Source organism: Paenibacillus xylanivorans (assembly GCF_001280595.1).
Taxonomy (GTDB): Bacteria; Bacillota; Bacilli; order Paenibacillales; family Paenibacillaceae; genus Paenibacillus; species Paenibacillus xylanivorans.
This window is the reverse complement of the sequence record NZ_LITU01000053.1, coordinates 326,373-350,918: the sequence shown is the minus strand read 5'-3', so window position 1 is coordinate 350,918 and position 24,546 is coordinate 326,373. Positions and strand designations below refer to the sequence as shown.

Here is a 24,546-nt window from a genome sequence, read left to right as displayed (position 1 = left end):
TGTAATATATATGGTGGAATTATGGCTTCAATTTAATGAATCAGCAATGAAACATCTCACATCATGCATAAATACGGAAAGCCGCGGGCATACCAAAGAGAACGCAATTTGGGAAAAGGAGGCACTAACATGCGTATACGCCTCATCATGTTATCCATCATGGTCATTCTTCTGGGAGGTAGTTACGGCCCAGCTCAGTTATGGGCTTCTTCAAGCCCGCAAACCGAACCAGCTGCGAAGTCCGATTCTTCCGAAGAGGAACAGCTGACACTGGGACAGCTCAGACAGAAATATGCAGATACGTTTAAAACCAATGGCCCCTCAACAAAAAAGGTCGCTCTGACTTTTGATGATGTACCTGATCCGCGGTTCACCCCGCAGGTACTGGATATTTTGAAAAAATACAAGGTACGGGCTACGTTTTTCATTGTGGGACATCGCGCTGAGAAACATCCGGATTTGGTGAAACGCATGGTGAAGGAAGGGCATATTGTTGGCAATCACAGCTACAATCACCCGGAGTTCAGTAAGCTGTCCATGAATGCATTTCGCAAACAAATCTTACATACAGGGGATATTATTCGTAATCTGGCGGGTTACACGCCCAAAATGATTCGTCCACCCTATGGCGACATTAACGAGCAACAGCTGCAATGGGCAGCCAAACAACATTACAGCATTGTGAACTGGAACGTCGATTCTCTGGACTGGAAGGGCCTCTCCAAAGAGGAAGTCAAACAAAACATCCTGTCGGCCGTTAAACCAGGTTCCATTGTTCTGCAGCATGCAGGAGGCGGTGTCGGATCGAAGCTGAGTGGTACCATCGAGGCGTTGCCTGAAGTTATCGAGGAATTGCGAAATCGCGGGTACGAGCTGGTGACTTTGGACGAAATGCTGGAACTGCCAAAGGGTAAATAGGTCAAGATGTCAAGATCCCTGAAGTCGGATATTCAAAAGGGTGTCCTTCAATCACATTATTGTGAATGAAGGACACCTTTACGGTTTAATGTAGGTTTAATGTAGGTTCAGTTGTAGTCTCACATGCTCATGTGCAGCTACTCTTTTGATTTTATTTCAAAATGTAAAGTTCAACATCCTGAATACCAAATGTGCTCACGGATTGCTTGCTGCCAGGAATATAGATATCGATCTTATGTCCTTTGATGGCACCACCCACATCTCGGGCCGTAGCTACAAATGCCTGTTTGGGCAGTCCTGGATGTGTATGACCTGTCACCAGTACTTTTGTACCCAATGGAATGATACTAGGGTCTACTGCGATCGTGCCCAATTCGAGCGGATTACCGAAGTAATCTACAGCACCCCATCCTCCATTTTCGGAAGCATCCGCGGAGTATGCTGTTGCTTTCACGTCGACAGCCTTGCTGTAATCAAATGTTTTCCCCCAGGCCTGTACCACCTTGCTATCCGCATTTACGTCAAGACTTGCGGCAGTCACCGTTTTGGCCTCTGTTTTTGCTGCTGCAGCAGAAGCTGTGTTCGTTTTACCAGGAATCGTAATTTTCAGTCCACCATAAATGTTGTAAGCTGAAATGTCATTGTTGGCTTTAATAAGTGCGTTTAGTCCAACTCCATATTGTTTGGATAAGGTGTAGAAGGTATCCCCCTCTTTGGCCATATGAACTGAATCAGCATGAGCCGGAACGGCCTGGATGAGCATTGCTGCTGTCAGCAAAGCTGTTACTGTTTTGGCTATACGTTTCTTGTTAATCATGGTCTTCCTCCCTCATTATGCCTGCGAAGTTAGTTGTCGGATTCGGATGGAGGAAACCACCCTATAGGTTCAATTACATTAATTATTTATGTAGCCCTAATTCACCCCAAGCAGTGTGCCAACCAATCTTCCCCAAGCACACCTTGCATCGTTACATCCCCCACACTTCCAGCTCCGGAAGTTTCGGCAGGAACAAATATATCACAATTTTGTAACCAAGAGTCGTAGTAAATGTTACCATCTGGCTAACTCACTTCAAACTTTAGGCTGAATTTAAGCGGTTTTTTTCAAAAAAATGTCTATTTGAGGTTAAATCGTTGATGACAGAAACGTTACTTTTTATGTAAATCCGTGCGTATCCTCACATAACAAAATAATCCCTGCCAACGAGTCGTCGACAGGGATGTATGAGGGGATGAAATTCTCATCCGCAGTACATATTTTGTATTTTATCTTCATCATTAATGTTGGATGTATTAGAGCACTTTAGCGAGGAAGTCACGTGTACGAGCATGTTTGGGTTGACCAAACACTTCATCCGGTGTTCCTTCTTCAACGATAACTCCGCCATCCATAAACAAAATCCGGTCACCGACTTCACGGGCAAAGCCCATCTCATGAGTCACAATAACCATGGTCATACCGCCTACTGCAAGGCGCTTCATGACATCCAATACCTCACCGACCATTTCAGGGTCCAGTGCAGAAGTAGGCTCGTCAAACAGCATGACATGCGGCTGCATCGCGAGAGCTCTTGCAATGGCTATCCGTTGTTTCTGTCCTCCGGACAGCTGGTTAGGATAGGCGTCTTTTTTCTCGGACAAGCCAACCGTTTTGAGCAAATCTGCGCAGATTTGTTCCGCTTCGTTGGTAGACTGTTTTTTCACTTTAATGGGAGCGATCGTAATGTTCTGCTGCACCGTTTTGTGTGGAAACAGATTGAAATGCTGGAATACCATCCCCATTTTTTCACGAGTCGCATTAATGTTATGTTTGGGGTCAGTGATCGAAACTCCCTCGAAGTCAATCTCGCCGGAAGTAGGCTGCTCCAGTAGGTTCAGACAACGTAAAAAGGTACTTTTTCCCGATCCGGACGGACCGATGACCACGACAACCTCGCCTTTGCCTATTGTTACGTTGATTCCCTTAAGCACATCGTTGCTTCCATATGATTTGTGTAATTGTCTAACGTCTATCACTTGCACTCAACTTCCTTTCCAGTCGACCCAGCAGCTTGGACAAAATGAACGTCAGCACAAAGTAGATGGCTGCCGCAATCAGGAATGGATTCATTCCTTGATACGTAATATTTTTGACCACACTTGCCTGGTACATAATGTCCACCATACCGATAACCGAGATAATGGAGGATTCCTTGATAATTGTCACGAATTCATTACCGATCGCCGGCAACACCGCTTTGAACGCTTGTGGCAGCACAATGAAGCGCATTGCCGCACCTCTGCCCATCCCCAAGGAACGAGCTGCTTCCAGTTGGCCGCGATCCACACCCTGTATACCTGCGCGGAAAATCTCTGCAAGATAGGCACCACTATTAATGGATAGTGTGATAATCCCCGCCTGAAGCGGCGTAAAATTAATACCAAGTGTCAAAGCAAGTCCGTAATAGATAATCATCAACTGAACCAGCATTGGTGTACCACGAATAACTTCAACGTAAGCTGTTCCAATCCAACGCAGAATTGAGATGTCATGCAGACGGAACAGACAGATGATCAAACCGATAATTACCCCGAATATTACACCGAGTGCAGACAGTAAGAGAGTGTAACCTACACCTGTTGCATAAAAGCTTTTGTACTGCCAGAACACTTGGAAAATGTTTTGGCTTTTGTTCACCTTGTCTGCCATCAACTGGCTTGCTTCGGTAACCAACTGCTCGATTTTATTTTCGCTTTTCAGACGTTCGAGCGTTCCGTTCACTGCGTTCAGCAATTCCGTATTGCCCTTACGAATCCCGACTGCCGCTTCGGCCTGTTCTTCAGCCGGAATAGCCGGAGCTAGTCCAATAGCATCATCCAAATAACCGACAGCTACCGTATCTTCGACGATCGCAGCATTTACACGATTGGTCTGCAATTGCAGCACGATGTCGGATATTTTATCAAGTGCGATCAGTTTTGCGCCTGGAATTCCCTGGCCAATCGTTTCCTGAATGGAGCCTTTTTGGACACCAATTTTTTCATTTTCCAGATCAGCCATGGTTGGATATTTATCTTTATCCGCATTGCGAATCATGATGACTTGCTTCGATTTATAATAGGTATTGGAGAAGTCAATGCTTTGTTTACGATCATCCGTTGGTGTCATTCCCGAGATGACCATATCCACACGACCACTCTGCAACGCAGGAAGAAGTCCGTCAAAACCCATATCCTCTATTACAAGCTCTGCACCAAGATCGGCAGCAATTTCTTTAGCAATCGAAATATCAAATCCGACAATTTGGTCTTTACCATCAATTACTTTATGGAATTCATATGGTGCAAAATCGGCACTTGTACCGAGCACCAGCTTTTTACTGCCTGAATTGCCTGTAGTTCCTGTTGCCGACGCAACAGGTGCAACCGTAGTTAGCAAGACCACAAAAGCTAGCAGCATCATGGTGTAACGACTAATCAATTTCAACCCTGTTCTCCCCTTATAATACTTTGTATGCTTTCTGTTGTTGATGCCTGAGTCATTATAAAGTAGAATGCATGATTATGCAATGCATTTCGACAGGATTCGATTACAGCCCGTTTCTGAAAAATAACCGCAAGTATGATATAATTATTGAATTATTTTCATTTTTGCTTAAGGAGTCCACCATGACACATACCAAAACACAAATTCTAACTGTTATTGATCAATATGCTTCCCGTTTTAAGGAGATTTCATCATACATTGGTGCCAATCCCGAACTTGGTAACGAAGAATACCTCGCCTCTGCTCGGTTAAAGGAAGAGCTTGTCTATCATGGTTTTTCCGTAGAAGCTCCTGTTCTTGGCTTGGACACTGCATTCATCGGTACGTATGCGGCATCCAAGCCAGGTCCGACCATTGCCCTGTTATGTGAATACGACGCACTACCGGAAATCGGTCATGCTTGTGGGCACCATCTGATCTGCATGATGAGCCTCGGGGCTGCAGTAGGTTTGAAATCCGTACTGGATGAAGTGGGTGGAACATTGAAAGTGTTCGGTACACCAGCGGAAGAAACACGTGGCGCTAAAGTGCCTATGGCTGAAGCAGGGTTATTTGATGACTGTGATATTGCACTGATGGCGCACCCTTATTATGCCTATGAGAAATCTGGCAGTTCCCTGGCTATTGATGCTGTACAATTTGAATTCCATGGGAAATCTTCACATGCTGCTGCAAGTCCACATGAAGGCATCAATGCCCTGGATGCGGTGATCCAGACGTTTAATGGCATTAATGCGTTCCGTCAACAAGTGAAAAGTACGGTTCGTATCCACGGGGTTATCAATAGCGGAGGACAGGCAGCTAACATCATTCCTGATTATGCTTCAGCCCAATTCTATGTACGTGCTTCGACAAGAAAAGAATTGGACATTCTCACTCAACGCGTAATTCAGATCGCGGAAGGTTCTGCTCTGCAAACCGGTTGCCGGCTGGTTACATCCAATTATGAGACTTCTTATGATGAGATGGTCACGAATGAATCGTTATCTGCTGCTTTTAGTGCTAATCTGCTTGAACTCGGTATTTCTCAAGAGGAGATCGTGAGTGGCAACGACCATGGTTCCATGGATATCGGTAACGTATCCTTGCGTTGTCCTGCGATCCACCCTTATATTCGTGTGGTGGACGAAGTTCATACGCTTCATTCCATTGAATTCCGTGATCTGGCGCTTCAGGAACGGGCCCTGGATGGTATGATCCTTGGAGCCAAGGCAATTGCTGCAACTGCTTATGATGTTCTTACACAGCCTGAGCTGCTGCAAACCATTCAAACAGAGTTTAAGCAAGCAAGTCGCTAAGTTTTACGTAAACTGCTGTATATTAACCTAGGGTGTTCTTCAGGACCTGCATTTAGGTCTTAAGGAGCGCCCTTTTTGTTTATCATTAATACGTATATACGGACAAAAGCTGGAAATGCTGTGAAAAGAAAACGTTGAAAATTGTTGAAATTATTACATTTAGCGGCTGAACTTATGGTTCACATGCTGTCTAACTTGGTTATTTATAGCTATAACTTTATCTTGAGTTCAGGAGGTGTTGTCATGCTGCTCGAAGCGATGTATCACGTTCCCCGCGATAAATGGGCTTATGCTTATAATCCCTCGACGATTCACCTGCGTGTACGAACGAAGAGAGACGATGTACAATATGTGACTGCACTGACTGGTGATAAATACGATTGGAATGGAACCTATAAGGAAATTCAATTGGAGAAAGCCGCTTCCGACAATATGTTTGATTACTGGGAAACTGCAGTTAAGCCTAAATTCAAACGTCTGACTTACATCTTCCGTATTACCGCGGGTACCGAAAATATTTATCTGGCTGATAACGGAATTCATTATACTCTCCCGTATGCTACCGGAGGATATTATGAATTTTCCTACATCCATGAAATTGATGTATTTAAAGTTCCCGAATGGGCCAAAGAAGCCGTATTCTATCAAATCATGACGGAAAGGTTTGCCAATGGAAATCCCGATCTGAACCCGGAAGGAACCCAGGAATGGGGTGGCCGACCTGAACTGGATAACTACTTCGGCGGAGACCTGCAAGGTGTACTCAATCATCTGGACGATCTGACTAAACTCGGTGTTAACGCCATCTACTTTACTCCTCTATTTCAAGCTAACTCCTACCATAAATACGATACCGTTGATTATAAAAAAGTGGACCCCCATTTCGGAGACAACGAATTGCTCAAGAAATTGGCAGAACAATGCCATCGCCGTGGAATTCGGGTCATGCTCGACGCAGTTTTCAACCATTGCAGCGAGAACTTCCCTCCTTTTCAGGATGTACTGAAGAACGGAAAGAATTCCAAATATGCAGACTGGTTTCATATCAATGAATATCCTGTGCAGATAAAGGATGGAATTCCTACCTACGATACATTTGGATTTTACGGCAATATGCCCAAGTTCAATACTGCCAATCCCGAAGTCAAAGCGTACTTGCTCGATGTCGCTGAATACTGGATCAAGAAAATTAAACTGGATGGTTGGCGTCTGGATGTAGCCAATGAAGTCGATAATCACTTCTGGCGAGATTTCCGCAAAGTGGTCAAAACCGCCAATCCGGAGGCCTATATTGTAGGCGAAGTATGGAGTGATTCCCTTACTTGGCTTATGGGAGATCAATTTGATTCCGTGATGAACTACCCTTTTGCGGACAAAGTGCTTGAATTCTTCTGCGGTTCTATGGATGGTTATAACTTCGCTAACGAGATGGGATCACTCATTATGCGTTACCCGCAACAAACCAATGAAGTCATCTTCAACATGCTGTGCAGTCATGACACCCCACGTCTTCTTACTCGGGCCGGAGAAGATAAACGCAGATTGAAATTGTCGGTTGTGTTTCTTTTCACCTACATTGGTACCCCTTGTATATTCTATGGGGATGAAGTTGGTATAAGTGGGGAAGGTGATCCGGATTGTCGTAAATGTATGCAATGGAATCCAACCAAGCAAGATCAGGAGCTTTATGATTTTTATCGCCTGATGATTGACTTGCGAAAAAGTAATGAAGCCTTGCGAAAAGGTCGCTTTCGTTTTCTGAAGGCCGATCATAATGATCCATGCATCATTTATGAACGTATGGATGATACTCTCCACTTTACGGTGTGGATGAATAATACTCCGCAAGAACGAACCCTGTCACATCCGATGGAAACCAAAGACTGGAAGGATGCCTTAACTGAAGAAGATGTTGTTCCCGCTAATGGGATCATGAATATTAAACTTGATCCTTACGGATACCGTATTTTATATAGACAATTGGAACATAGCTAATGATGCCAAAAAACTCCTGGAGTATTGGATAAATTATTATTTTCATCGGATACTTCAGGAATTTTCTGACGAAGAGTTAGACCACAGCTATAACTTCGTCGTTTTCAAATCCCCTTTCGCATCTATCGTTATTCTCCACCGCGTAGAATTCGGACCCATCATGACCAGTTCGTTTACCAATTGGTATAACGCTCCATTATTATCTCTAACCAAATCAACAACTATGTTTTTCCCATCTGTCCAGGGACTGGCGCCAAACAGGAAACGTCCTGTCGCATTCGCCGTAACTCTCAGCATGTTGTCTCTTATGATATTGCCCTCCACCGTGTTATTAACAATGTCCAGATGCACCGCCCACCAAGTTCCCTCATATTTCAAGCGATTTCCAGTTATGATATTGTTGGAGCCTCGTAATTGAAGACAAGTACCTTTTCCTGTAATTGAATTATGAGAAAATGTACAATCATTATGCAAACTGACCATTCGGTCAGGATTGGTTGTTTCAAAACCGGGCTCAATGATATTGCTCGATGCAATCACTCCATTGGCAATATCCATAGCTATTCCTGCTTCGGCAATGTAATTGCCTTTTACGATAATATGTCCATCCGCGACAATTCCCCAGTGTTTCCCTCTCGGAATGATGATGTTGTCTGATATCATTCCGATGTCCATGCCTTCTGCACCAGTACTCGTTTTTGCTTCAATGGCAGCGGTAGCATTTGGTCTGGAGATGGTATCAATCAGGTTGCCCTGGATTACAAACAGATGGTTGCTGACGTTATTTGGATTATATATCGATGAGGAGAAAGACACAGAAATGACGGAGGTTGTTTTGATATCATAAAAATAATTAGAGGTCACAAACGCGCCTTCGAATCCGATAAGACCCACACCAAATGCTGTTCCGATCATCCTATTGCCATGAATATGCAGGTTTTTAGCTCCGGTCTCTCCTCCCTCATTGTTACAGGTGACCCCACCACCAACTTTAGGCATATTTTTCACTTGTTGTCCGCCTGAAAAAGTAGCATAATCTGGATCACTGGATAGTACAGGAGTGTGCAGAAAATTGTCGGTGATCGAAACATGCCATGTTCCCTTGACCAGGATGCCATCCCCAAGATATCTGGAACAATCATTCTCACGAATTATCACAAAAATCAAATGATTTCGAACTGCAATCGGTTCTTCTCCCAAATGATGCAGTTTATTGTTTCGTATAACGACATTTCTGGCGGGGTTGTCCTGGCTGCTCGAACCATTGACTCCGATTCCATCTGTAAACTTGCTAATATCATTATGCTGTAATAGTACATTGCTAGAATCTTCGATGTGTAGCCCCGTCTTATTTTTACTCCAAGCTGCTTGAGTCGTACGTACCAAGGTCAAACCGCATATCTCTACATGATTGCTGCCTTCAATCCGGATCCCCTGATCCGAGACCTCCAAGATTGCGCCTGGCAGTGCCTTAATGATGACGGATCGCCCACTAAACGTATAGAACCATCCCGTCTTGACGACTTTATAGTGCCCTGGCGTAAATAATAAAACATCACCTTCCTGTGCCGAGTTAAAAAAAGCCTTGATCTGGGCTGTCTGATCACTTCCATCTCCTGGAGCAAAGCTCCTCACATCAATAAGGCTTCCTGTCAGCGAGGATTGCACAGCCGCGATATTGCCCATAATCTGACTAAATATTTCATTCATTTTGACGGCATCATACCCGTCAGCACTGCTTAAAGACTGCAAATTAGGTTTGTAAGTAGACGTAAAATTAATGTAGTTGTTCATTTTAAATTCGCCTCCTCTTATGATCGTACAAAAAAAGCCGCAGTACGAATATACTGCGGCTCATTTGTGCAGAACTATTTCACAGATTCAAGCGTTATGCGGCGATAAATATCCATATACTCTTCAGCTGAGACGTTCCAGCTATAGTCTCCGCTCATTGCGTTTTTCACGATCTTTTTCCAATGCTCTGGCTGACGGTATAATGCCTCTGCACGGCGAATGGTGTTCATCATATCATGGGCATTAAAGCTAGTGAAAGAGAATCCATTCCCCTCACCACTGAATTCATTGTATGCCTGCACCGTATCGTTCAGACCCCCTGTTTCCCGGACAAGTGGTACGCTGCCATAGCGGAGTGCAAGCAACTGGCTAATACCACATGGCTCGAACCTTGATGGCATCAGGAAGAGATCACTGCCTGCATAGAAACGGCGGGATAATCCATCGTTGAATGTAATCTGGGCAGACATTTTCAGCGGATAACGATTAGCCGCCTCACGGAACCAGTGCTCATAAGCCGGATCCCCCGTACCCAATACTGCGAATTGAATGTCGTCATAATATAATAATTCATCCAATACACGGCAGACCAGATCCAGTCCTTTTGAATCCACAAGCCTAGTAACCATCACCATAAGTGGAGCATCCGGACGTACAGGCAGACCTAGCTCCTTCTGCAGTTCGATCTTGTTCTCTATTTTCTTGGACAGGCTGGTTCTGTATTTTACCGCAATTTTGTTATCCGCTGCCGGGTTGTAACTCTTTGTATCGATACCGTTGACAATCCCACTGAAACGCTCTCCTAGTGAACTGAGCAACCCATCCAGACCATAGCCATAATAGGAGGTTTGTACTTCCTGGGCGTAGGTCGGGCTGACGGTCGTTACATGATCCGCAAAGACAACTCCTGCTTTCAGGAAATTGACGTTACTGTAATATTCTGCTCCATCCACTGTGAAATAGCGATCGTCCAGTTCAAGCAGATCACTGAATAACTCATGTGGAAACACACCTTGATATAACAGGTTATGTATCGTAAAAACGGTTCTGATCTCACTGTAAAACGGATCATGTGCATAGTGAGCCTCCAGCAGTAAAGGAATCATTCCTGCGTGCCAATCGTGACTGTGCAGCACATCCGGCTTGAATTCGATTTGCGGCAACACTTCGAGAACAGCACGATTGAAGAAGGCGAAACGCTCGCCATCATCCATATATCCGTACACGCCATCCCGTCCAAAATAGTATTCATTGTCCACAAAATAAACAGGAATTCCGTCATGGACCAGCATCTCTATTCCACAATAAGGTCTGCGCCAGCCAAGGGGGACATCCGTTGTGATGACAGGCTCCATCGCCTCTTTGTACTCATCCGGAATGCTTTTGTATTTGGGTAAAATGACACGAACATCTGCCCCACTTTTCTTTAGCGCCTGTGGCAACGCACCAATGACGTCAGCAAGACCTCCGGTTTTGATAAATGGATGTACTTCAGCAGCAGCAAATAGAATATTCATGCCTTCGTCCTCCTTTTGGGTTTAACTGTAGTGCTGTCTTTCGTTGTACTTGATTTGACGGGAGTGACATCAATGAGCGACTCAACCGTTTTCCGACGTGTATTCTTTTTTAAAATAACTACGCTTAGCGGAGGCAAAACAATTTCCAGACTATGTGGTTGCCCATGAAAAGGAATCTTTTCTGTAGTGAGCTGCATATCATTGATAATGCCTGATCCGCCGTAATCGGAATGATCACTATTCAGAACTTCGGTATACATACCGGGACGCATGACACCAATCCGGTAACGCTCCCGCTTGACCGGCTGAAAGTTAATAAGCACAAGGAGTGTATCCGCAGGTTTTTTTCCTTTGCGAACATATGAAATGACACTTTGGTCCTGATCATCCGGAGTGATCCATTCATAACCCTCAAAGGAATGATCAAGCTCCCATAAAGCTTTTTCGCCCAAGTATAGCTCGGACAGATCCCGTTCAAACTTGTGGAGTTTACGGTGACTGTCGTAGTTCAGCAAAAACCAGTCCAGTTGATCTTCATCTTTCCATTCGATAAACTGGCCGAATTCTCCACCCATAAACAGCAGTTTTTTGCCTGGGAATGTCATGAAGTACCCCATGAAGGCACGCATGCCGGCAAATTTCTGCTCGTATGTTCCTGGCATCTTGTCTAGGAGCGACTTTTTGCCATGAACGACCTCGTCATGAGACAGAGGAAGCACGTAATTTTCAGCAAAGGAGTATACGACAGGGAATGTCAGCAAATGATGTTTGGAAGGACGCTCGTGAAAATCAGATTCCATGTAGTCAAGCGTATCATTCATCCAACCCATGTTCCATTTGTAGTTGAAACCCAGCCCACCCTGATCCACTGGCGATGTAACCATCGGCCATGCACTGGATTCTTCTGCCATCATCAGCGCATATGGAAAATACTTAAAGACCGTTTCATTCAACTGCTGCAAAAAAGCAACAGCTTCCTTGTTTTCCAGGCCACCTTCATTATTGGTTCGGTATTGTCCTGGCTGCTTTTCGAAATCCAGCTTAAGCATACTGGTTACGGCGTCGACCCGAAGTCCGTCGAAATGGTACATTTCCATCCAGTACAATGCATTCGAGATTAAAAACGAACGAATCTCGGGTTTGGAGTAGTCAAAGCTGAGGGTGCCCCAGCCTGGTCTCTCTGCTAACAGTGGATCTGCATATTCATACAAAGGCGTTCCATCAAACAAACGCAAGCCATGAGCATCCTTGGCAAAATGTGCGGGAACCCAATCGAGCAATACGCCTATTCCTGCCTGATGTAGAGTATCAATCAGATACATCAGATCTTTAGGCTGCCCATAACGGCTGGTTGGCGCAAAAAATCCTGTGTTTTGATACCCCCACGAAAGGTCGTAAGGATGTTCACTCAGGGGCATCATCTCTACATGGGTATAATTCATCTCCAACAAATAAGGAACAAGCAAATCCGCAATTTCACGATAACTGTAAAGAGTTCCGTCTTCTTTCCGTTTCCAGGTTCCAGCATGCATTTCATAAATATGTAGAGGTTTATTATACACGCCCCGTTGTTTGCGTCTCCAGGCTCCATCGTTCCATTTATAACCTTCAATGGAACTGGTGACAGATGCCGTACGCGGACGAACTTCTGCCTGGAAAGCATAAGGGTCAGCTTTAAGCAGTTCGGTGCCATCTTCCGTTAATATACGGAATTTGTATAATGTTCCTTCACTGATTTCCGGAATAAAACGACTCCAAAATCCAGAATCGGGTATCTTATATAAAGGTTCCTGTTCACCTTTCCATCCATTACGGTCTAAAGCCAGGCCTACTTCTGTGGCATTCGGAGCCCACACAGTAAAACGGTACCCCTGACGGTCTTCTTCGAACGCAGGCTGTGCGCCCATTATTCGATAACTGTGATGAAGGTTTCCTTCATGAAATAAATAAATGTGCTCCGGCGAAATTTCCGGGTTTGCTAACGGTTGAATGGCCAAGAGATCACCTTCTTCTCCAGAAAATAGATATAACAGTAACCATTACCCCATTCTAGCCAAGTTGAAAAGAAAAATGCGGTGTTTAAAAAAATGTTGTAATTTTTCAGGAATTTTACAGTATACATCGTTTCAATAGCTCCACATTGCGTTTATGTATGTACTACACTGGACAATTATCTTGGGAGGGAAACGATTATGTTTAATAAAGATTGCATCGCTATGCTGTTGGCGGGAGGAGAAGGGAAGAGATTGGCCCCTTTAACCTCGAGTATCGCAAAACCCGCTGTACCGTTTGGCGGGCACTACCGGATTATCGATTTTCCCCTCAGCAACTGCGTAAACTCAGGAATCGATACTGTAGGTGTTTTGACACAGTACCAAGCTGATTCATTACATGATCACATTGGTGGAGGAGAACCTTGGGGACATGGTACTTCAAGTGAGGCAGGAATTTCCTTACTTCCATCTTATCATACAGGAAATGACGAATACTTGGGAACCGCGGATGCTATTTATAAAAATATCGACTATATAGACCAACAAAACCCCGAAAATGTTCTAATTTTGTCGGGTGACCATATTTATCATATGAATTATCGTGAAATGTTGGAAGCTCATACAGCTAATGAAGCGGTAGCGACCATTTCTGTTATGGAAGTTCCTTGGGAGGAAGCTCATCGCTTCGGCATTATGGCAGCTGATGACAGTCTGAGAGTAACGGAGTTTGCCGAGAAACCGGCCGAACCGAAAAGCAATCTGGCGTCCATGGGAATTTACATGTTCAAATGGGAATACCTGAAACGCCACCTGCTCGAAGATGCCGCTAATCCGGAATCCAGCCATGACTTCGGTAAAGATGTCATTCCCCAAATGTTGAATGAAAACACCCCCCTCTTCGTATATAACTTCAATGGTTATTGGAAAGACGTGGGTACGGTGAAGAGTTTATGGGATGCGCACATGGATCTGCTTCATAACGATGAAGACTGGAGCCTGCAAAAAGAAGACTGGCCGATGTTTACTCGTGACTGGAGAACCAAACCGAGTGCATACAAAGCTCGTCAGACGCGTGCCGAGCTCCTGCAATCCATGATACATGAATCCTGCGCCATGGATGGCCGTGCGGAACGTTCTGTTATTTTCTGCGGAGCCGAAGTTGGTAAAGGCTCTGAGGTTAAAGACAGCGTGATAATGCCAAATGCTCGGGTAGGTCGCGGTGTTCATATCGAACGCGCAATCATTGGTGAAGGCGCCATTATCAAAGATGGTGCCATTGTCAAAGGTACAGCGGATGAAATTATGGTTGTCGGACCTAATGAGATTGTCTCCGCTAAACCGGCTGTACGTACACAACCTGTACGTATGCTGAAAGATGTTTATGAGAAAAGCGGCCGTCTGCGCGCTGGTGAACTTTCTTCATAACATAAAGAAAAGGCGAGCCATATGGCTCGCCTTTTTTGGTGCAAAACAATCTTTATAAAGAAATCAAAACTTTTTCTGATCAGACTCTGCTTGAGTTAATTTCGGATCGAGAGTCACTTCGGTTTCATCATTCTGCAGAATGGGATCCTCCACCGTCTCATACTCCGGTAAAGCTGGTAACGACACCGTCACAGTTGTACCCGTTCCGAGTTCACTTTGCATTGTGATTGTTCCATCATGCAATTCGACTAGTTCCTGAGTTATCGCAAGTCCCAGCCCTGTTCCCCCGTTCTGATGATTCACCTGGAAGAATCGGTCACGTACTTTAATGAGATGCTCTTCACTGATTCCAATCCCCGTATCTTGCACAGAAGCCAAAATCTGACCCTCTTCTTCTTTAACGGTTAAGAATATCCAGGAATTCTCATGTGAAAACTTGATTGCATTATCCACCAAATTAAGGAATACTTGTTTCAGCCTATTGCCATCCCCAAAAACATTGAAAGCCCGATTTTCATCACTTTCCAACTTGAGGTGTATCTGTTTTTGTTCAGCTTTTGCCCAAACATTCAACATGGTTTCCTGAACAATCTCACGAATGCTGACTGTTCCTTTCACCAACTTCATCTGATTTTGCTGCAACTTGGAGAAATCAAGCATTTCTTCAACAAGTCCGATCAGACGCTCGGTTTCCTTGGAAATAATACCCATCCCGATTCTCGTCTCATCCGGATCGTATCCGCCAGAATCCAGGGTTTCGCTCCACCCTTTGATACTGGTCAGAGGTGTCCGCAATTCATGAGAAATCGAAGAGATAAAATCGTCCTTGATCTGATTACTGCGCACAATTTCATGTGCCATAAAATTCAGAGTGGATGCCAGTTCGCCTAATTCATGTTTGTAGTTACCCTTAACTCTGACATCCAGACGTCCTCGGGCCATTTGAGCGGACACCGCCGTAATGTTGTTAATCGGTCGTACAATGGAATTGGCCATACCTATACTAATAATCAAGACAATTGCCAGAACGCCAACACCTACTACAATCGCAAGCATCCCCATGAACAATAACTTGGAATTCACATTTTCGAGCGATGTTAGGTATCGAATAACATACGTATTTTCGCCGCCCAAATCAAACTTATGGGAAACGGCCATGACCTGCTCTCCTGTGCCCGGTTGTCTGCCTACCCAGCGTCCCATGCCACCATTTAAAGCCTGTTGAATATCACTCGTTTGCAGCACGGCACGGTCAGATTCAAAAGCAGTCGAACTCGCTAACACATGACTATTCAAATCCAGAATTTCAAGTTCTGTATTATCAAGTGCCAGATTAACAAGAAGTTTGGAAAGGTTCTTCCCATCTTCGGTATTGCTTTCACGGGCTAGAGGCTCAAAAAAATCCTTCGAATTGGAGATATGGGTACTGATTGTATTATAAATACTTTCGTAATAATATCTTTGCACCGCCAGCATAAATACGAATTCGACCAACAGCAGAGCTAGAAAAACTACAATAAAGTAATGTAGTACGATCTGCCGTGTGATGCCTTTTTTGATCATTGATCCCGGCCCTTCCATTTATAACCGTGGCCCCATACAGTTTGCAGGTATTCAGGTTCGGAAGGATTGTTTTCAATTTTCTGGCGCAAGCGGCGAATGTTTACGTCCACGATTTTCGGATCACCCATATACTCTTTGCCCCACACGTGATCCAGCAGTACATCTCGACTAAGCGGTGTGTTTTCTTTTTCCAGGAAGAATTGAATCAAGGAAAATTCGGTTGGTGTTAACTCAATTAATTCATTCTGCTTCTTGAATTGTTTGGAGATCAAATCCAGTGAAAATGGTCCCGATTGGAACGTTACCTTGGCAGCCGTCTCCCGGTGAACGTTCACCCGACGCAACAAGGACTGGATGCGTGCAATCAACTCGGTTGGACTGAACGGCTTGCTTACGTGATCATCTGCTCCAACCGAGAGTGCATATACCTTGTCCTGCTCCTGCACTTTGGCTGTCAGGAAAATAATACCCAACCGCTCATTCGTTTCACGAATGCGACGACACACTTCAAATCCGTCAATGCCAGGAACCATAACATCCAGCAAAGCTAGGTCAATATCTGGAACGGTTTGCAGAATACGAAGCGCTTCGTGGCCGTCTCCCGCTTCGAGCACTTCGAACCCGTTTCTCTTCAAATTAATAACAATAAAACTGCGGATGGATTCTTCATCCTCAAGAATAAGTACTTTACTCATTAAGTTCTTCCTTTCTATTCAGTTGCGGTATATTGTCAAGCAATCCATCGTTGGCATCCAGTTGTGCACCGCGCGAAGCAATAACCCGATCATTCGTCCGGGTAATTTCCTTCCAACCTTTTCCTTTTTCCTGTTCCCACTGGGAAAGTGTGAAATATTTAATTTCACCTACGGTTTCATCGGTATCAATCATTTTGAAACGAATGTATTTTTCTTTTTCCGATTTGGTATCAATGGTAATCTTCCCATACCACTCGGGCTTCAGATTCAAGTGGAATAAATCAGCATCATCCCGATATTGGAATGATACAAATTTCTTGTCATCCTTGCCATCCCATTGATAAAAGGTATAAAACCACATCCGGGAATCAAATACATAATGCTCCCATCCTTTAGGCGTCTCCTTTAATCCAAACTCAATAATACCATCATTGTCGACATCACCGCTTAAAATTTTGTCATCTCTGTAGGTTTGATCAGGCGATTTAAAAGCATTCACTAGTTTGTTATCTTTAACGTATATGATCTGTGAGAATGTACTCCGGTCATCCAGCTCCGAATCCAGTACGATACCGACTTTATCTTTGGCAATCTGACCACCGAGAGCATTATAAATCTCTTTCACAGTGTAATCCGTCTGCATTCTGTCAACTTCCTTGAAGCTGCCTTCGTCGTACTGATACAACGCAATAGATGCAAATCCGCTATTGTTCAGAGATACGATTGCGAAATCATTTTTCTTGTCCCCGTTTAAGTCGAGGGTGTTCCCTTGAACATCATCTATAATGTATTGGTTATATGGAACACCACCCAATACTTGTTCAAGTGCCCCAGCTTTATAAGAATAAGCAGTTAACGCTCTCTGTTCTTGTAAACTTACACCTAGAATAATATCCGGATTCCCATCATTGGTAATGTCCAAAACTTTGAACGATTGCAGTTCATTGCCCGGAACATCAAATGTCAACTTCTTTACCCAAGAATCCCCCTGCTCCTCCAATAACATGCCATGAATTCGCACATTCTCATTCGGGGTCTCATAGAAAACGATGGCTTCCCGAGTACCATCTCCATTCAGATCTTCTACACGAATCATACTGGTGTTATTCATGTCTTTTGGACGAATCAATTTGCTTTCGGGTGGCTGCTCATGCTGGACCACATTTAATAATTTTTCCTTGTCTGTAGACATCAATGGTTTTCTCATCATGCCCTTAGGATCGCTTATGACAGTACATCCGCTAAGGACTGAACCGAGCAGGATCGTTAATGCTCCCCCCGCTAACAGGCGCCCCCACCGTGAATTAAGCAAATTCATCACTCTTTTCAATAGTTTAAATCATATTTTTTTCTTGCTGTGTCAACCGACGTCCCCGTATATCAAAAGCAATCTTGCCTCCCGCTAGACCCCAGATGCGGGTTGCATGTTTCTCTGCCATTTCAATTGGCAATACTGCAATCACGGTAGCACGTTCCTCTTCGCACAATTTGCGCAGCGTTTCCAGCACCGTATCTGCTGTATGAGGATCAAGCCCAATGACAGGTTCATCCGCCAATACAACTTTCGCACCATGCGCAAGCGCTCTGGCAATCGCAACACGCTGCTTCTCTCCACCACTGAGCTTCTCTGCCGTCTGGTGTGCTTTATCCAGCAACCCGAGCCCTTCCAGGTAATCCATTGCGCCCATATAATCATCGGAACGAACCATGCCTGTTACCATTCTCCATAAAGGGGTTTGACCAGACCGACCGATCAATACATTTTTCAAAGCTGTACGTCTCGGATACAATTGCGGATTCTGCTCCAAGTATGCCCATTCCCGTTTAATTTTCCGTTTTCCGGACCAACCTTCTTTTATAATCTCGGCTCCGTCCACCGTAAATCGACCACTGTCCCATTTTTCCATCATAGCAAGGCATTTAAGCAGCATGCTTTTTCCGCTCCCACTTGAGCCTACTACACCGATCATTTCTCCCTGTTGCATATCGAATTGTATATCCCGCAGAACCGGAACCCGGTCCGCTCCAACGGATTTGCTTAAACCCTCAACTCTGATCATCGCGATGTCTCCTCTTGTCCATGTTTTTCCCTACTACTAGTGTACTCGGAAATGGACATCAATTTCCATGCGAACACCAGCTTCTATTTTACCACAGATTCGAGCATTGGTTTACGACGAAATAATACACCTGCTGCACCAAAAAGAAGATACATGAATCCAAGCAAAATAAACATGCTTCCGGGTGAAATCCAGTTGATCACTTGCCCACCCAGATTCGGTCCAATGATGCTCCCAATTGTAAAATGAAATGAGGCTACCACATTCGCTGCAGGCAGCAGCGCTTTTGGCAAAATATCTGCGGCATAGGCCAGGCCAAGCGAGAAAAATGAACCAACCAGGCCTCCGGCTATGGTCAACAGCACCAGCGTCCACCAGAAATGTGTACCGGCCACAGGAACCAGCATGAAGATGATGCCTCCAGTAATGCCGGCAAACATTAACATTTGCTTTCGACCATAACGGTCACTCAACATGCCTAGGGGTAATTGCAGGAACAGACCACCGATTCCGACAAATGGCAGCAAAGACGATATTTGATTGGCATCCAATCCAATGCGCAGACCGTATACCGGAAAATTACTGTTCATCCCGGCTTCCATATAACCGTACAATAACGCAGGCAACAGCGCATACCATGCCCAGGCCAGACTGCGACGGAAACGGCGTTCAGGCAATTGTCCATGTTCTGCCTTCTCCGGCTTCGTGTCGGGAAGCTTCATTAATACAAGGACAAGCACTGCGGCCATACAAACAAACAATACCCAGAATGGTACAGCATCACCAAACCCGAGTAGCTTGATTCCCAGCGGCCCGATACTGAATCCTAAACCATAGGACATGCCATATAAAGAGATGTATCGTCCTCGTTTTTCGGGTGCGGTGACCAGAAGTACCCATAACTGGGCAGAATAATGAAGTGCACTATCACCAATTCCGACGACGAGACGCAAAATGAACCAAATTTTGATATCCGGAAAATAAGGAAACAGGATCAGGGGAATCATGACAAATAACAGTCCGCCAATAATCAGCTTTTTGAAACCAATTGCTCCCAGCAGTCGCTCCGCTACCAAGGTCATTGCAAAAGAGCCAACGTACAATGCGGCTGCATTCAATCCGTTTAAACCCGGCGAGACTCCTTTTTGCTCCAAAAATATGGATAGCACAGGCAATAAAAGCCCCTGGCTGATACCCGCCACAACAATAACGGTAATCAGAATAAGATAGTTTGATGTAGAATGTGACAATTTTGGGGTGGTTATCGATGACACGAAAATCATTCCTCCTGCAAGCATACAAAGAAAAATCGCCATCTCTGACGATCCATCGCATGTTATAACTATTCTATTGATCATGCATGGCTACGCCAGGGGTTTTGCCCTGGACTTGAACATTATAGTGGACAACGCCCTGCAAAACAAGCCATAATAGTACTTAAGTCGCTGCGTACATTAGATGTGACGGGAGGATTCTGCATCATATGGCTTATCATGTTAAAATCGATGTTTCACCTATATATGAAATGCTCAATAGCTTTTTGGTATATGTTACAAAGAAGTGGATTCAACATCTGGATGTCGGCCCCGAATGGATCATTGAGGTGGAAGGCAAACTAAGTTCCAATGTTCGAGCTGCGCTCGCACCCGCTGCCACCTGGCCTTTTGATGACTTTGACGTTTTGTTTGCATGGGCAGCCTATCGGAACGCTTCTAATGAGAATATTGATTTTCTGGATATGCTTGCTGGACTGACAGCCGCAGAGCTGTTCGCACGCGTATCTGCTCTGCTACCCCATCTTACAATAGAAGAATCTACACGTATTCGGGACAGCTATGTGCCACTTTTGCGACTCTGGGATCAGCATTACTGCCAGCATATGAGTGAGGATTATCGTACCTGGCTGGAGGAAGACGCTGAAGAGAAACGCATACTGTTGGATAAAATGGGACCTGAATTACTTATTGAATATGCTACAGCGGGTGTTCTGGTTGAACCAATGCCTGGACTGGATGAAGTAATCCTGTTTCCAACTGTTCACAACCGCCCCATTAATATGTACTGCTTCTATGAGGGCATGATGATCATGCAGTATCCTGTGGATGCACCGGAAGAGGATGAAGACCAACCACCAACCTGTCTGCTTCGTTTCACACATGCCCTGGCCGATCCGGAAAGACTTCGTCTGCTCCGTTACGTTTCAGGTGAACCGAAGTCGCTCGCTGAGATGTGTGAGGAACTAGACAAAGACGAGGATATGGTTAAAGATCAGGTAATGGCGCTGCGCATCGCCGGATTGCTACGAACCCATTTGCTCGGCAGTAATCGTAAAGAGAAATACAGTATTCGACCGGATGGCGTATCTGAATTGAACATGTTCCTGGAATCTTATATTCGCATATAAAATATGAACAACTGTGCTGCTGGCTGCAAGGAGTGAATTAGATATGAAAATAATAAAACAACATATTTTGTTTGATCTCGATGATACACTTGTGTACTGCAATAAATATTTCAATCTGGTGCTTGGTGAATTCTTCGAGAACATGCAGGAGTGGTTTGACGGACATGCCCTGACGATTCAACAAATTAGGGAGAAACAGCTGGAGATCGATGTAACCGGGGTCAACAAACTTGGATTTGCAAGTCACCATTTCCCGCAATCCCTTATTGATACCTACCGTTACTTCTCCCAGAAGTTCGCAAAGCCCACCTCTCGCCAAGAGGAGTCTTACCTCACCAAATTGGGAATGAGTGTATATGACCAAGAGGTTGAGCCTTATCCTCATATGGTTGAAACATTAGAGAATCTCAAATCGGCTGGACATGCCCTCTACCTGTACACAGGTGGAGAAACCGTAATTCAGCAGCGGAAGATTGACCAGATGAAGCTCTCGGCTTATTTCGATGACCGGATCTATATTCGGCAACATAAGAACATTGAAGCGCTTGAAGGTATTCTCTCTACTGGCCCGTTTGAGCGTCGTGCAACGTGGATGATTGGAAATTCACTGCGCACAGACATCATGCCAGCAGTGACGGCTGGTATCCATAGTATATATATCAAACAGCCAAACGAATGGCAATACAACATGGTGGAGCTTCAACCAAATCCTGAGACATCGATGTATACCATTACAGCCCTGGAAGAGGTACCGAAGGTCATCCATGAAAATATACAACAGCAGCAACAAAAAAGGACCCTTGGATAAGGGTCCTTTTCTTATTCATTTAATTATTATAGAATTTGGCACTGGTAGATCGGGATTCACGATCTTTTTTGGCCTTTGAATCCAAAAAAAATTAAGCATCTTGCTTCTCGGCAGACAGTTTTCCTGTTGCCTTATCTTGCAAAATAATACGCGCCTTCACCGTACTTCCGTCTTTCCGTTTAAAAGCCAGTACCTGAGTGCTGCCCTTCTCAATCAACGCTTTCAACATCGTACTTGTGATTTTCTTGCCGACGTACTCTTTCCAAATGACAAACCCGCAACCTTCCTTGAAACGTGTGCAGCCAAAACCTTTTTTGCCTTCAATAATCTGACCGGTGCAACCCGGCGATGGACAGGATGCCAACGTTTCACGAACACCTGGTTGGCCCGGAGCTGAAGAACGTGTTTGTGCCGTCGAGTTCACGACACTGCCAGTTTTCGATGAAGCCCCCGTCGTTTGACGTGTAGTCTTCGCACCTGCACTGGTACCCGCACCTGTACCTGATGTCTTGGCGGAAGTTCTGGTGCTGGTTCTCTGGGCTCCGGCTCCCTTGCCTTTCCCCCGCGCCCCACGTGTATCTTCCCCAAAAGCATCCGCTGGTGCCGGTGCCTGCACACGTACTTTATCAATGATGGACATGGTAAATTTCTTGACGTTCTCCATGAACTTATCCTGGCCCGCTTCACCTTTGGAAATTTGGTACAATCTTCTTTCCCATTGGCCCGTCATCTCAGGCGAAGTTAACAAATCTACGCCTGCCTTGCGGATCAATTCAATGGCGGTCCTACCCTTTAACGTCAGTTGCATCTTTTTACCCTGCATCGTAATGTAACCCACGTTTTTAAGTCTTTCAATCGTTGCCGCACGAGTCGCTGGTGTACCAAGTCCACTGTCTTTCATCGCATCGCGCAACTCTTCATTTTCGATCTGCTTCCCTGCACTTTCCATCGCTTTCAGCAATGTACCCTCGGTATAACTTTTGGGAGGCTGTGTCGCCTTCTCCTTGAATTCACTTTTTGTACAGTGAACAGGCAATTCTGGCTGAACAGCAAATGCCTTGTCCGTCCATTCCTCTGCTTCCTCTTCTTCGTTGCTGTTTTTCTTCGTCTTTTTCTTGCTTGTCTGTTCCTGATCCGCAGATCCCAGTACCACTTTCCAACCCAGCGAGAGCAGTTCTTTCACAGAAGTCTTGAACTGGTGCTTCTCAACTTCGGTTAGCACAGTATGCTGTTTATACTCTGCTGGCGGATAGAAATGGGATAAGAAACGCCTTACGATCAGATCATAGATATTCTGTTCATCCTTGGATAACGTACCCGGTCGTTTCAATGTAGGCAATATCGCATGGTGATCCTCAACTCTGGACGGGTTACATACACTCTTGTTATTTTTATGAACGAGTTCAGGTTTTGCTCCTAGCGCCAATTCACTGTACGATCCATTTTTGAGCAGATTCAGCGTTTTATGCATACCTTCAATATTCTGTTCCGTAACATAGTTCGAATTGGTCCGTGGATAAGAGATCACCTTATGTTTCTCGTAAAGGGCCTGTGCAATATCCAACGTTTTCTTCGCCCCGTATCCATACTTCGCATTTGCTTCACGCTGCAAAAGGGTCAGATCATACAACCGGTATGGATACTCTTTGGTCTGTTTTGCTTCGTACTTGGTGATCTGTCCCGATTTTCCCTTCACACTGGTAGCAATCGATTCAGCAACGGCGGGGTCGGTTAGCTTGTCCCCTTGACGTAATCCCCTGTACTCCACTCCTTCCTGACGAAACCATGCGGCCACTTCATAAAAGGTCTGGGACTGGAATGCTTCAATCTCAATTTCCCGATCATAGATCAAAGCCAGCACCGGAGTCTGCACTCGGCCTACGGAAAGCAAGGCATTATGTCGAGTCGTAAAAGCCCTGGATGCATTCATGCCAATTAGCCAATCCGCTTCACTACGAGCCCGGGCAGCTTGAGTCAAATTTTCAAATTCTGAAGCATCTTTCAAACCATCAAAACCACGTTTAATACTCTCTGCGGTCAGATCTGATATCCAGAGACGCTTTACAGGCTGACGCAGTTTCAACTGCTGTTGAATTAAGGCGAAAATATACTGTCCTTCTCGCCCTGCATCACAAGCATTAACGATGGCCGATGCTCTTTTTGCAAGTTCTCCGATCATTTTCAGTTGATCTTTCGTTCTGGGGTTGGGCACAATCTTGAACTGATCCGGAATGATCGGCAGATCGCCGATATTCCAGCGCTTATACTTTGAATCATAGGCATCCGGTTCAGCAAGTCCCAATAGATGGCCAATCGCCCAGGTGATAATGTAATGCTCACCTTCCAAATAATTGCGATTGTTCTTGGCTCTTGGTTCTATGACGGCGGCAATGGTTCGGCCCATGTCAGGCTTTTCCGCAATAACCAGTGTCTTCATCCGTCCATCTCTCCTCCTTCACCGTCCGCATGACGGCAAAAAGGGGCCTTCCGCCCACGGAAGCCCCTTGCTTCTGAAACTTATTATATCAGATTTTGGTTGCGGGAGCATC

Annotated in this window: 18 protein-coding genes and 1 riboswitch; of the genes, 6 read left to right on the top strand and 12 right to left on the bottom strand. The window is 44.9% G+C overall.

From position 1 onward, the window contains the following. Nucleotides 1–129: 129 nt before the first annotated feature. The gene (locus AMS66_RS11580; RefSeq protein ID WP_053780927.1) at nt 130–918 is read left to right on the top strand and encodes a polysaccharide deacetylase family protein; all 789 of its coding nucleotides are present in this window, start codon (nt 130–132) and stop codon (nt 916–918) included. Nucleotides 919–1,069: 151 nt separating this feature from the next. Here the strand turns inward: AMS66_RS11580 and AMS66_RS11575 are convergent, their stop codons facing one another. The 3 genes from AMS66_RS11575 to AMS66_RS11565 form a co-directional block, all read right to left on the bottom strand. Next, nucleotides 1,070–1,735 (bottom strand): 3D domain-containing protein, encoded by a 666-nt coding sequence (locus AMS66_RS11575; RefSeq protein WP_053780926.1) that lies wholly within the window; start codon nt 1,733–1,735, stop codon nt 1,070–1,072. A 2-nt stretch (nt 1,736–1,737) separates the two neighbouring features. Continuing rightward, nucleotides 1,738–1,934: riboswitch (cyclic di-AMP (ydaO/yuaA leader) on the bottom strand. Nucleotides 1,935–2,211: 277 nt separating this feature from the next. After that, nucleotides 2,212–2,934 carry an amino acid ABC transporter ATP-binding protein gene (locus tag AMS66_RS11570; protein ID WP_053780925.1) on the bottom strand — a complete coding sequence of 241 codons (723 nt, stop codon included), beginning with the start codon at nt 2,932–2,934 and terminating at the stop codon, nt 2,212–2,214. Beyond that, complete coding sequence (locus AMS66_RS11565) at nt 2,921–4,384, bottom strand: ABC transporter substrate-binding protein/permease (protein ID WP_082350650.1); 1,464 nt, start codon at nt 4,382–4,384, stop codon at nt 2,921–2,923. Before AMS66_RS11565 ends, AMS66_RS11570 begins: the two co-directional genes overlap by 14 nt. A 182-nt stretch (nt 4,385–4,566) precedes the next feature. On the opposite strand from AMS66_RS11565, the gene AMS66_RS11560 reads away from it, so the two are divergent. After that, nucleotides 4,567–5,742, top strand: coding sequence for a M20 family metallopeptidase (locus AMS66_RS11560; RefSeq protein WP_053781046.1), 1,176 nt, complete (start codon nt 4,567–4,569; stop codon nt 5,740–5,742). 243 nt (nt 5,743–5,985) lie between these two features. Further along, complete coding sequence (locus tag AMS66_RS11555) at nt 5,986–7,737, top strand: alpha-glycosidase (protein ID WP_053780924.1); 1,752 nt, start codon at nt 5,986–5,988, stop codon at nt 7,735–7,737. Nucleotides 7,738–7,824: 87 nt separating this feature from the next. Here AMS66_RS11555 and AMS66_RS11550 read toward each other — a convergent pair whose 3' ends face one another. From AMS66_RS11550 to glgB, 3 genes are all read right to left on the bottom strand, one after another. Further along, complete coding sequence (locus AMS66_RS11550) at nt 7,825–9,531, bottom strand: right-handed parallel beta-helix repeat-containing protein (RefSeq protein WP_053780923.1); 1,707 nt, start codon at nt 9,529–9,531, stop codon at nt 7,825–7,827. Between the two features lie 74 nt (nt 9,532–9,605). Next, complete coding sequence (gene glgA, locus AMS66_RS11545; RefSeq protein ID WP_053780922.1) at nt 9,606–11,048, bottom strand: glycogen synthase GlgA; 1,443 nt, start codon at nt 11,046–11,048, stop codon at nt 9,606–9,608. Next, on the bottom strand, nt 11,045–13,045 hold the full coding sequence (gene glgB / locus AMS66_RS11540) for a 1,4-alpha-glucan branching protein GlgB (protein WP_053780921.1): 2,001 nt from the start codon (nt 13,043–13,045) through the stop codon (nt 11,045–11,047). Before glgB ends, glgA begins: the two co-directional genes overlap by 4 nt. Nucleotides 13,046–13,240: 195 nt before the next feature. Between glgB and AMS66_RS11535 the strand changes: the two genes are divergently transcribed. Further along, nucleotides 13,241–14,467: a glucose-1-phosphate adenylyltransferase gene (locus AMS66_RS11535; protein WP_053780920.1), complete on the top strand. Its 1,227-nt coding sequence runs from the start codon at nt 13,241–13,243 to the stop codon at nt 14,465–14,467. Between the two features lie 63 nt (nt 14,468–14,530). On the opposite strand, the gene AMS66_RS11530 is transcribed toward AMS66_RS11535, so the two are convergent. The 5 genes from AMS66_RS11530 to AMS66_RS11510 form a co-directional block, all read right to left on the bottom strand. After that, nucleotides 14,531–16,030 carry a sensor histidine kinase gene (locus tag AMS66_RS11530; protein WP_053780919.1) on the bottom strand — a complete coding sequence of 500 codons (1,500 nt, stop codon included), beginning with the start codon at nt 16,028–16,030 and terminating at the stop codon, nt 14,531–14,533. After that, the gene (locus tag AMS66_RS11525; RefSeq protein WP_024634004.1) at nt 16,027–16,725 is read right to left on the bottom strand and encodes a response regulator transcription factor; all 699 of its coding nucleotides are present in this window, start codon (nt 16,723–16,725) and stop codon (nt 16,027–16,029) included. The genes AMS66_RS11530 and AMS66_RS11525 overlap by 4 nt, the downstream gene beginning before the upstream one ends. Beyond that, nucleotides 16,718–17,935 (bottom strand): hypothetical protein, encoded by a 1,218-nt coding sequence (locus AMS66_RS11520; protein WP_201782162.1) that lies wholly within the window; start codon nt 17,933–17,935, stop codon nt 16,718–16,720. The genes AMS66_RS11525 and AMS66_RS11520 overlap by 8 nt, the downstream gene beginning before the upstream one ends. A gap of 124 nt (nt 17,936–18,059) precedes the next feature. Further along, a complete protein-coding gene (locus AMS66_RS11515) occupies nt 18,060–18,785 on the bottom strand; it encodes a phosphonate ABC transporter ATP-binding protein (RefSeq protein WP_053780917.1) in 726 nt (241 codons plus the stop codon). An 83-nt stretch (nt 18,786–18,868) separates the two neighbouring features. Beyond that, nucleotides 18,869–20,068 (bottom strand): MFS transporter, encoded by a 1,200-nt coding sequence (locus AMS66_RS11510; RefSeq protein WP_144424470.1) that lies wholly within the window; start codon nt 20,066–20,068, stop codon nt 18,869–18,871. Nucleotides 20,069–20,268: 200 nt separating this feature from the next. Between AMS66_RS11510 and AMS66_RS11505 the strand changes: the two genes are divergently transcribed. Continuing rightward, nucleotides 20,269–21,189 carry an ArsR/SmtB family transcription factor gene (locus tag AMS66_RS11505; protein WP_053780916.1) on the top strand — a complete coding sequence of 307 codons (921 nt, stop codon included), beginning with the start codon at nt 20,269–20,271 and terminating at the stop codon, nt 21,187–21,189. A gap of 43 nt (nt 21,190–21,232) precedes the next feature. Further along, entirely contained in the window at nt 21,233–21,997 is a 765-nt protein-coding gene (locus AMS66_RS11500) for an HAD family hydrolase (RefSeq protein WP_053780915.1), read from the top strand. Nucleotides 21,998–22,088: 91 nt separating this feature from the next. On the opposite strand, the gene AMS66_RS11495 is transcribed toward AMS66_RS11500, so the two are convergent. After that, on the bottom strand, nt 22,089–24,434 hold the full coding sequence (locus AMS66_RS11495) for a type IA DNA topoisomerase (protein ID WP_053780914.1): 2,346 nt from the start codon (nt 24,432–24,434) through the stop codon (nt 22,089–22,091). Nucleotides 24,435–24,546: the final 112 nt, after the last annotated feature.

Excerpts from the sequence above, each read along its gene's own strand:
- AMS66_RS11580 (WP_053780927.1), top strand. The coding sequence starts at position 130 with ATGCGTATACGCCTCATCATGTTATCCATCATGGTCATTCTTCTGGGA.
- AMS66_RS11575 (WP_053780926.1), bottom strand. The coding sequence starts at position 1,735 with ATGATTAACAAGAAACGTATAGCCAAAACAGTAACAGCTTTGCTGACA.
- AMS66_RS11560 (WP_053781046.1), top strand. The coding sequence starts at position 4,567 with ATGACACATACCAAAACACAAATTCTAACTGTTATTGATCAATATGCT.
- AMS66_RS11555 (WP_053780924.1), top strand. The coding sequence starts at position 5,986 with ATGCTGCTCGAAGCGATGTATCACGTTCCCCGCGATAAATGGGCTTAT.
- AMS66_RS11550 (WP_053780923.1), bottom strand. The coding sequence starts at position 9,531 with ATGAACAACTACATTAATTTTACGTCTACTTACAAACCTAATTTGCAG.
- glgA (WP_053780922.1), bottom strand. The coding sequence starts at position 11,048 with ATGAATATTCTATTTGCTGCTGCTGAAGTACATCCATTTATCAAAACC.
- AMS66_RS11535 (WP_053780920.1), top strand. The coding sequence starts at position 13,241 with ATGTTTAATAAAGATTGCATCGCTATGCTGTTGGCGGGAGGAGAAGGG.
- AMS66_RS11530 (WP_053780919.1), bottom strand. The coding sequence starts at position 16,030 with ATGATCAAAAAAGGCATCACACGGCAGATCGTACTACATTACTTTATT.
- AMS66_RS11525 (WP_024634004.1), bottom strand. The coding sequence starts at position 16,725 with ATGAGTAAAGTACTTATTCTTGAGGATGAAGAATCCATCCGCAGTTTT.
- AMS66_RS11520 (WP_201782162.1), bottom strand. The coding sequence starts at position 17,935 with ATGATGAGAAAACCATTGATGTCTACAGACAAGGAAAAATTATTAAAT.
- AMS66_RS11515 (WP_053780917.1), bottom strand. The coding sequence starts at position 18,785 with ATGATCAGAGTTGAGGGTTTAAGCAAATCCGTTGGAGCGGACCGGGTT.
- AMS66_RS11510 (WP_144424470.1), bottom strand. The coding sequence starts at position 20,068 with ATGATTTTCGTGTCATCGATAACCACCCCAAAATTGTCACATTCTACA.
- AMS66_RS11505 (WP_053780916.1), top strand. The coding sequence starts at position 20,269 with ATGGCTTATCATGTTAAAATCGATGTTTCACCTATATATGAAATGCTC.
- AMS66_RS11500 (WP_053780915.1), top strand. The coding sequence starts at position 21,233 with ATGAAAATAATAAAACAACATATTTTGTTTGATCTCGATGATACACTT.
- AMS66_RS11495 (WP_053780914.1), bottom strand. The coding sequence starts at position 24,434 with ATGAAGACACTGGTTATTGCGGAAAAGCCTGACATGGGCCGAACCATT.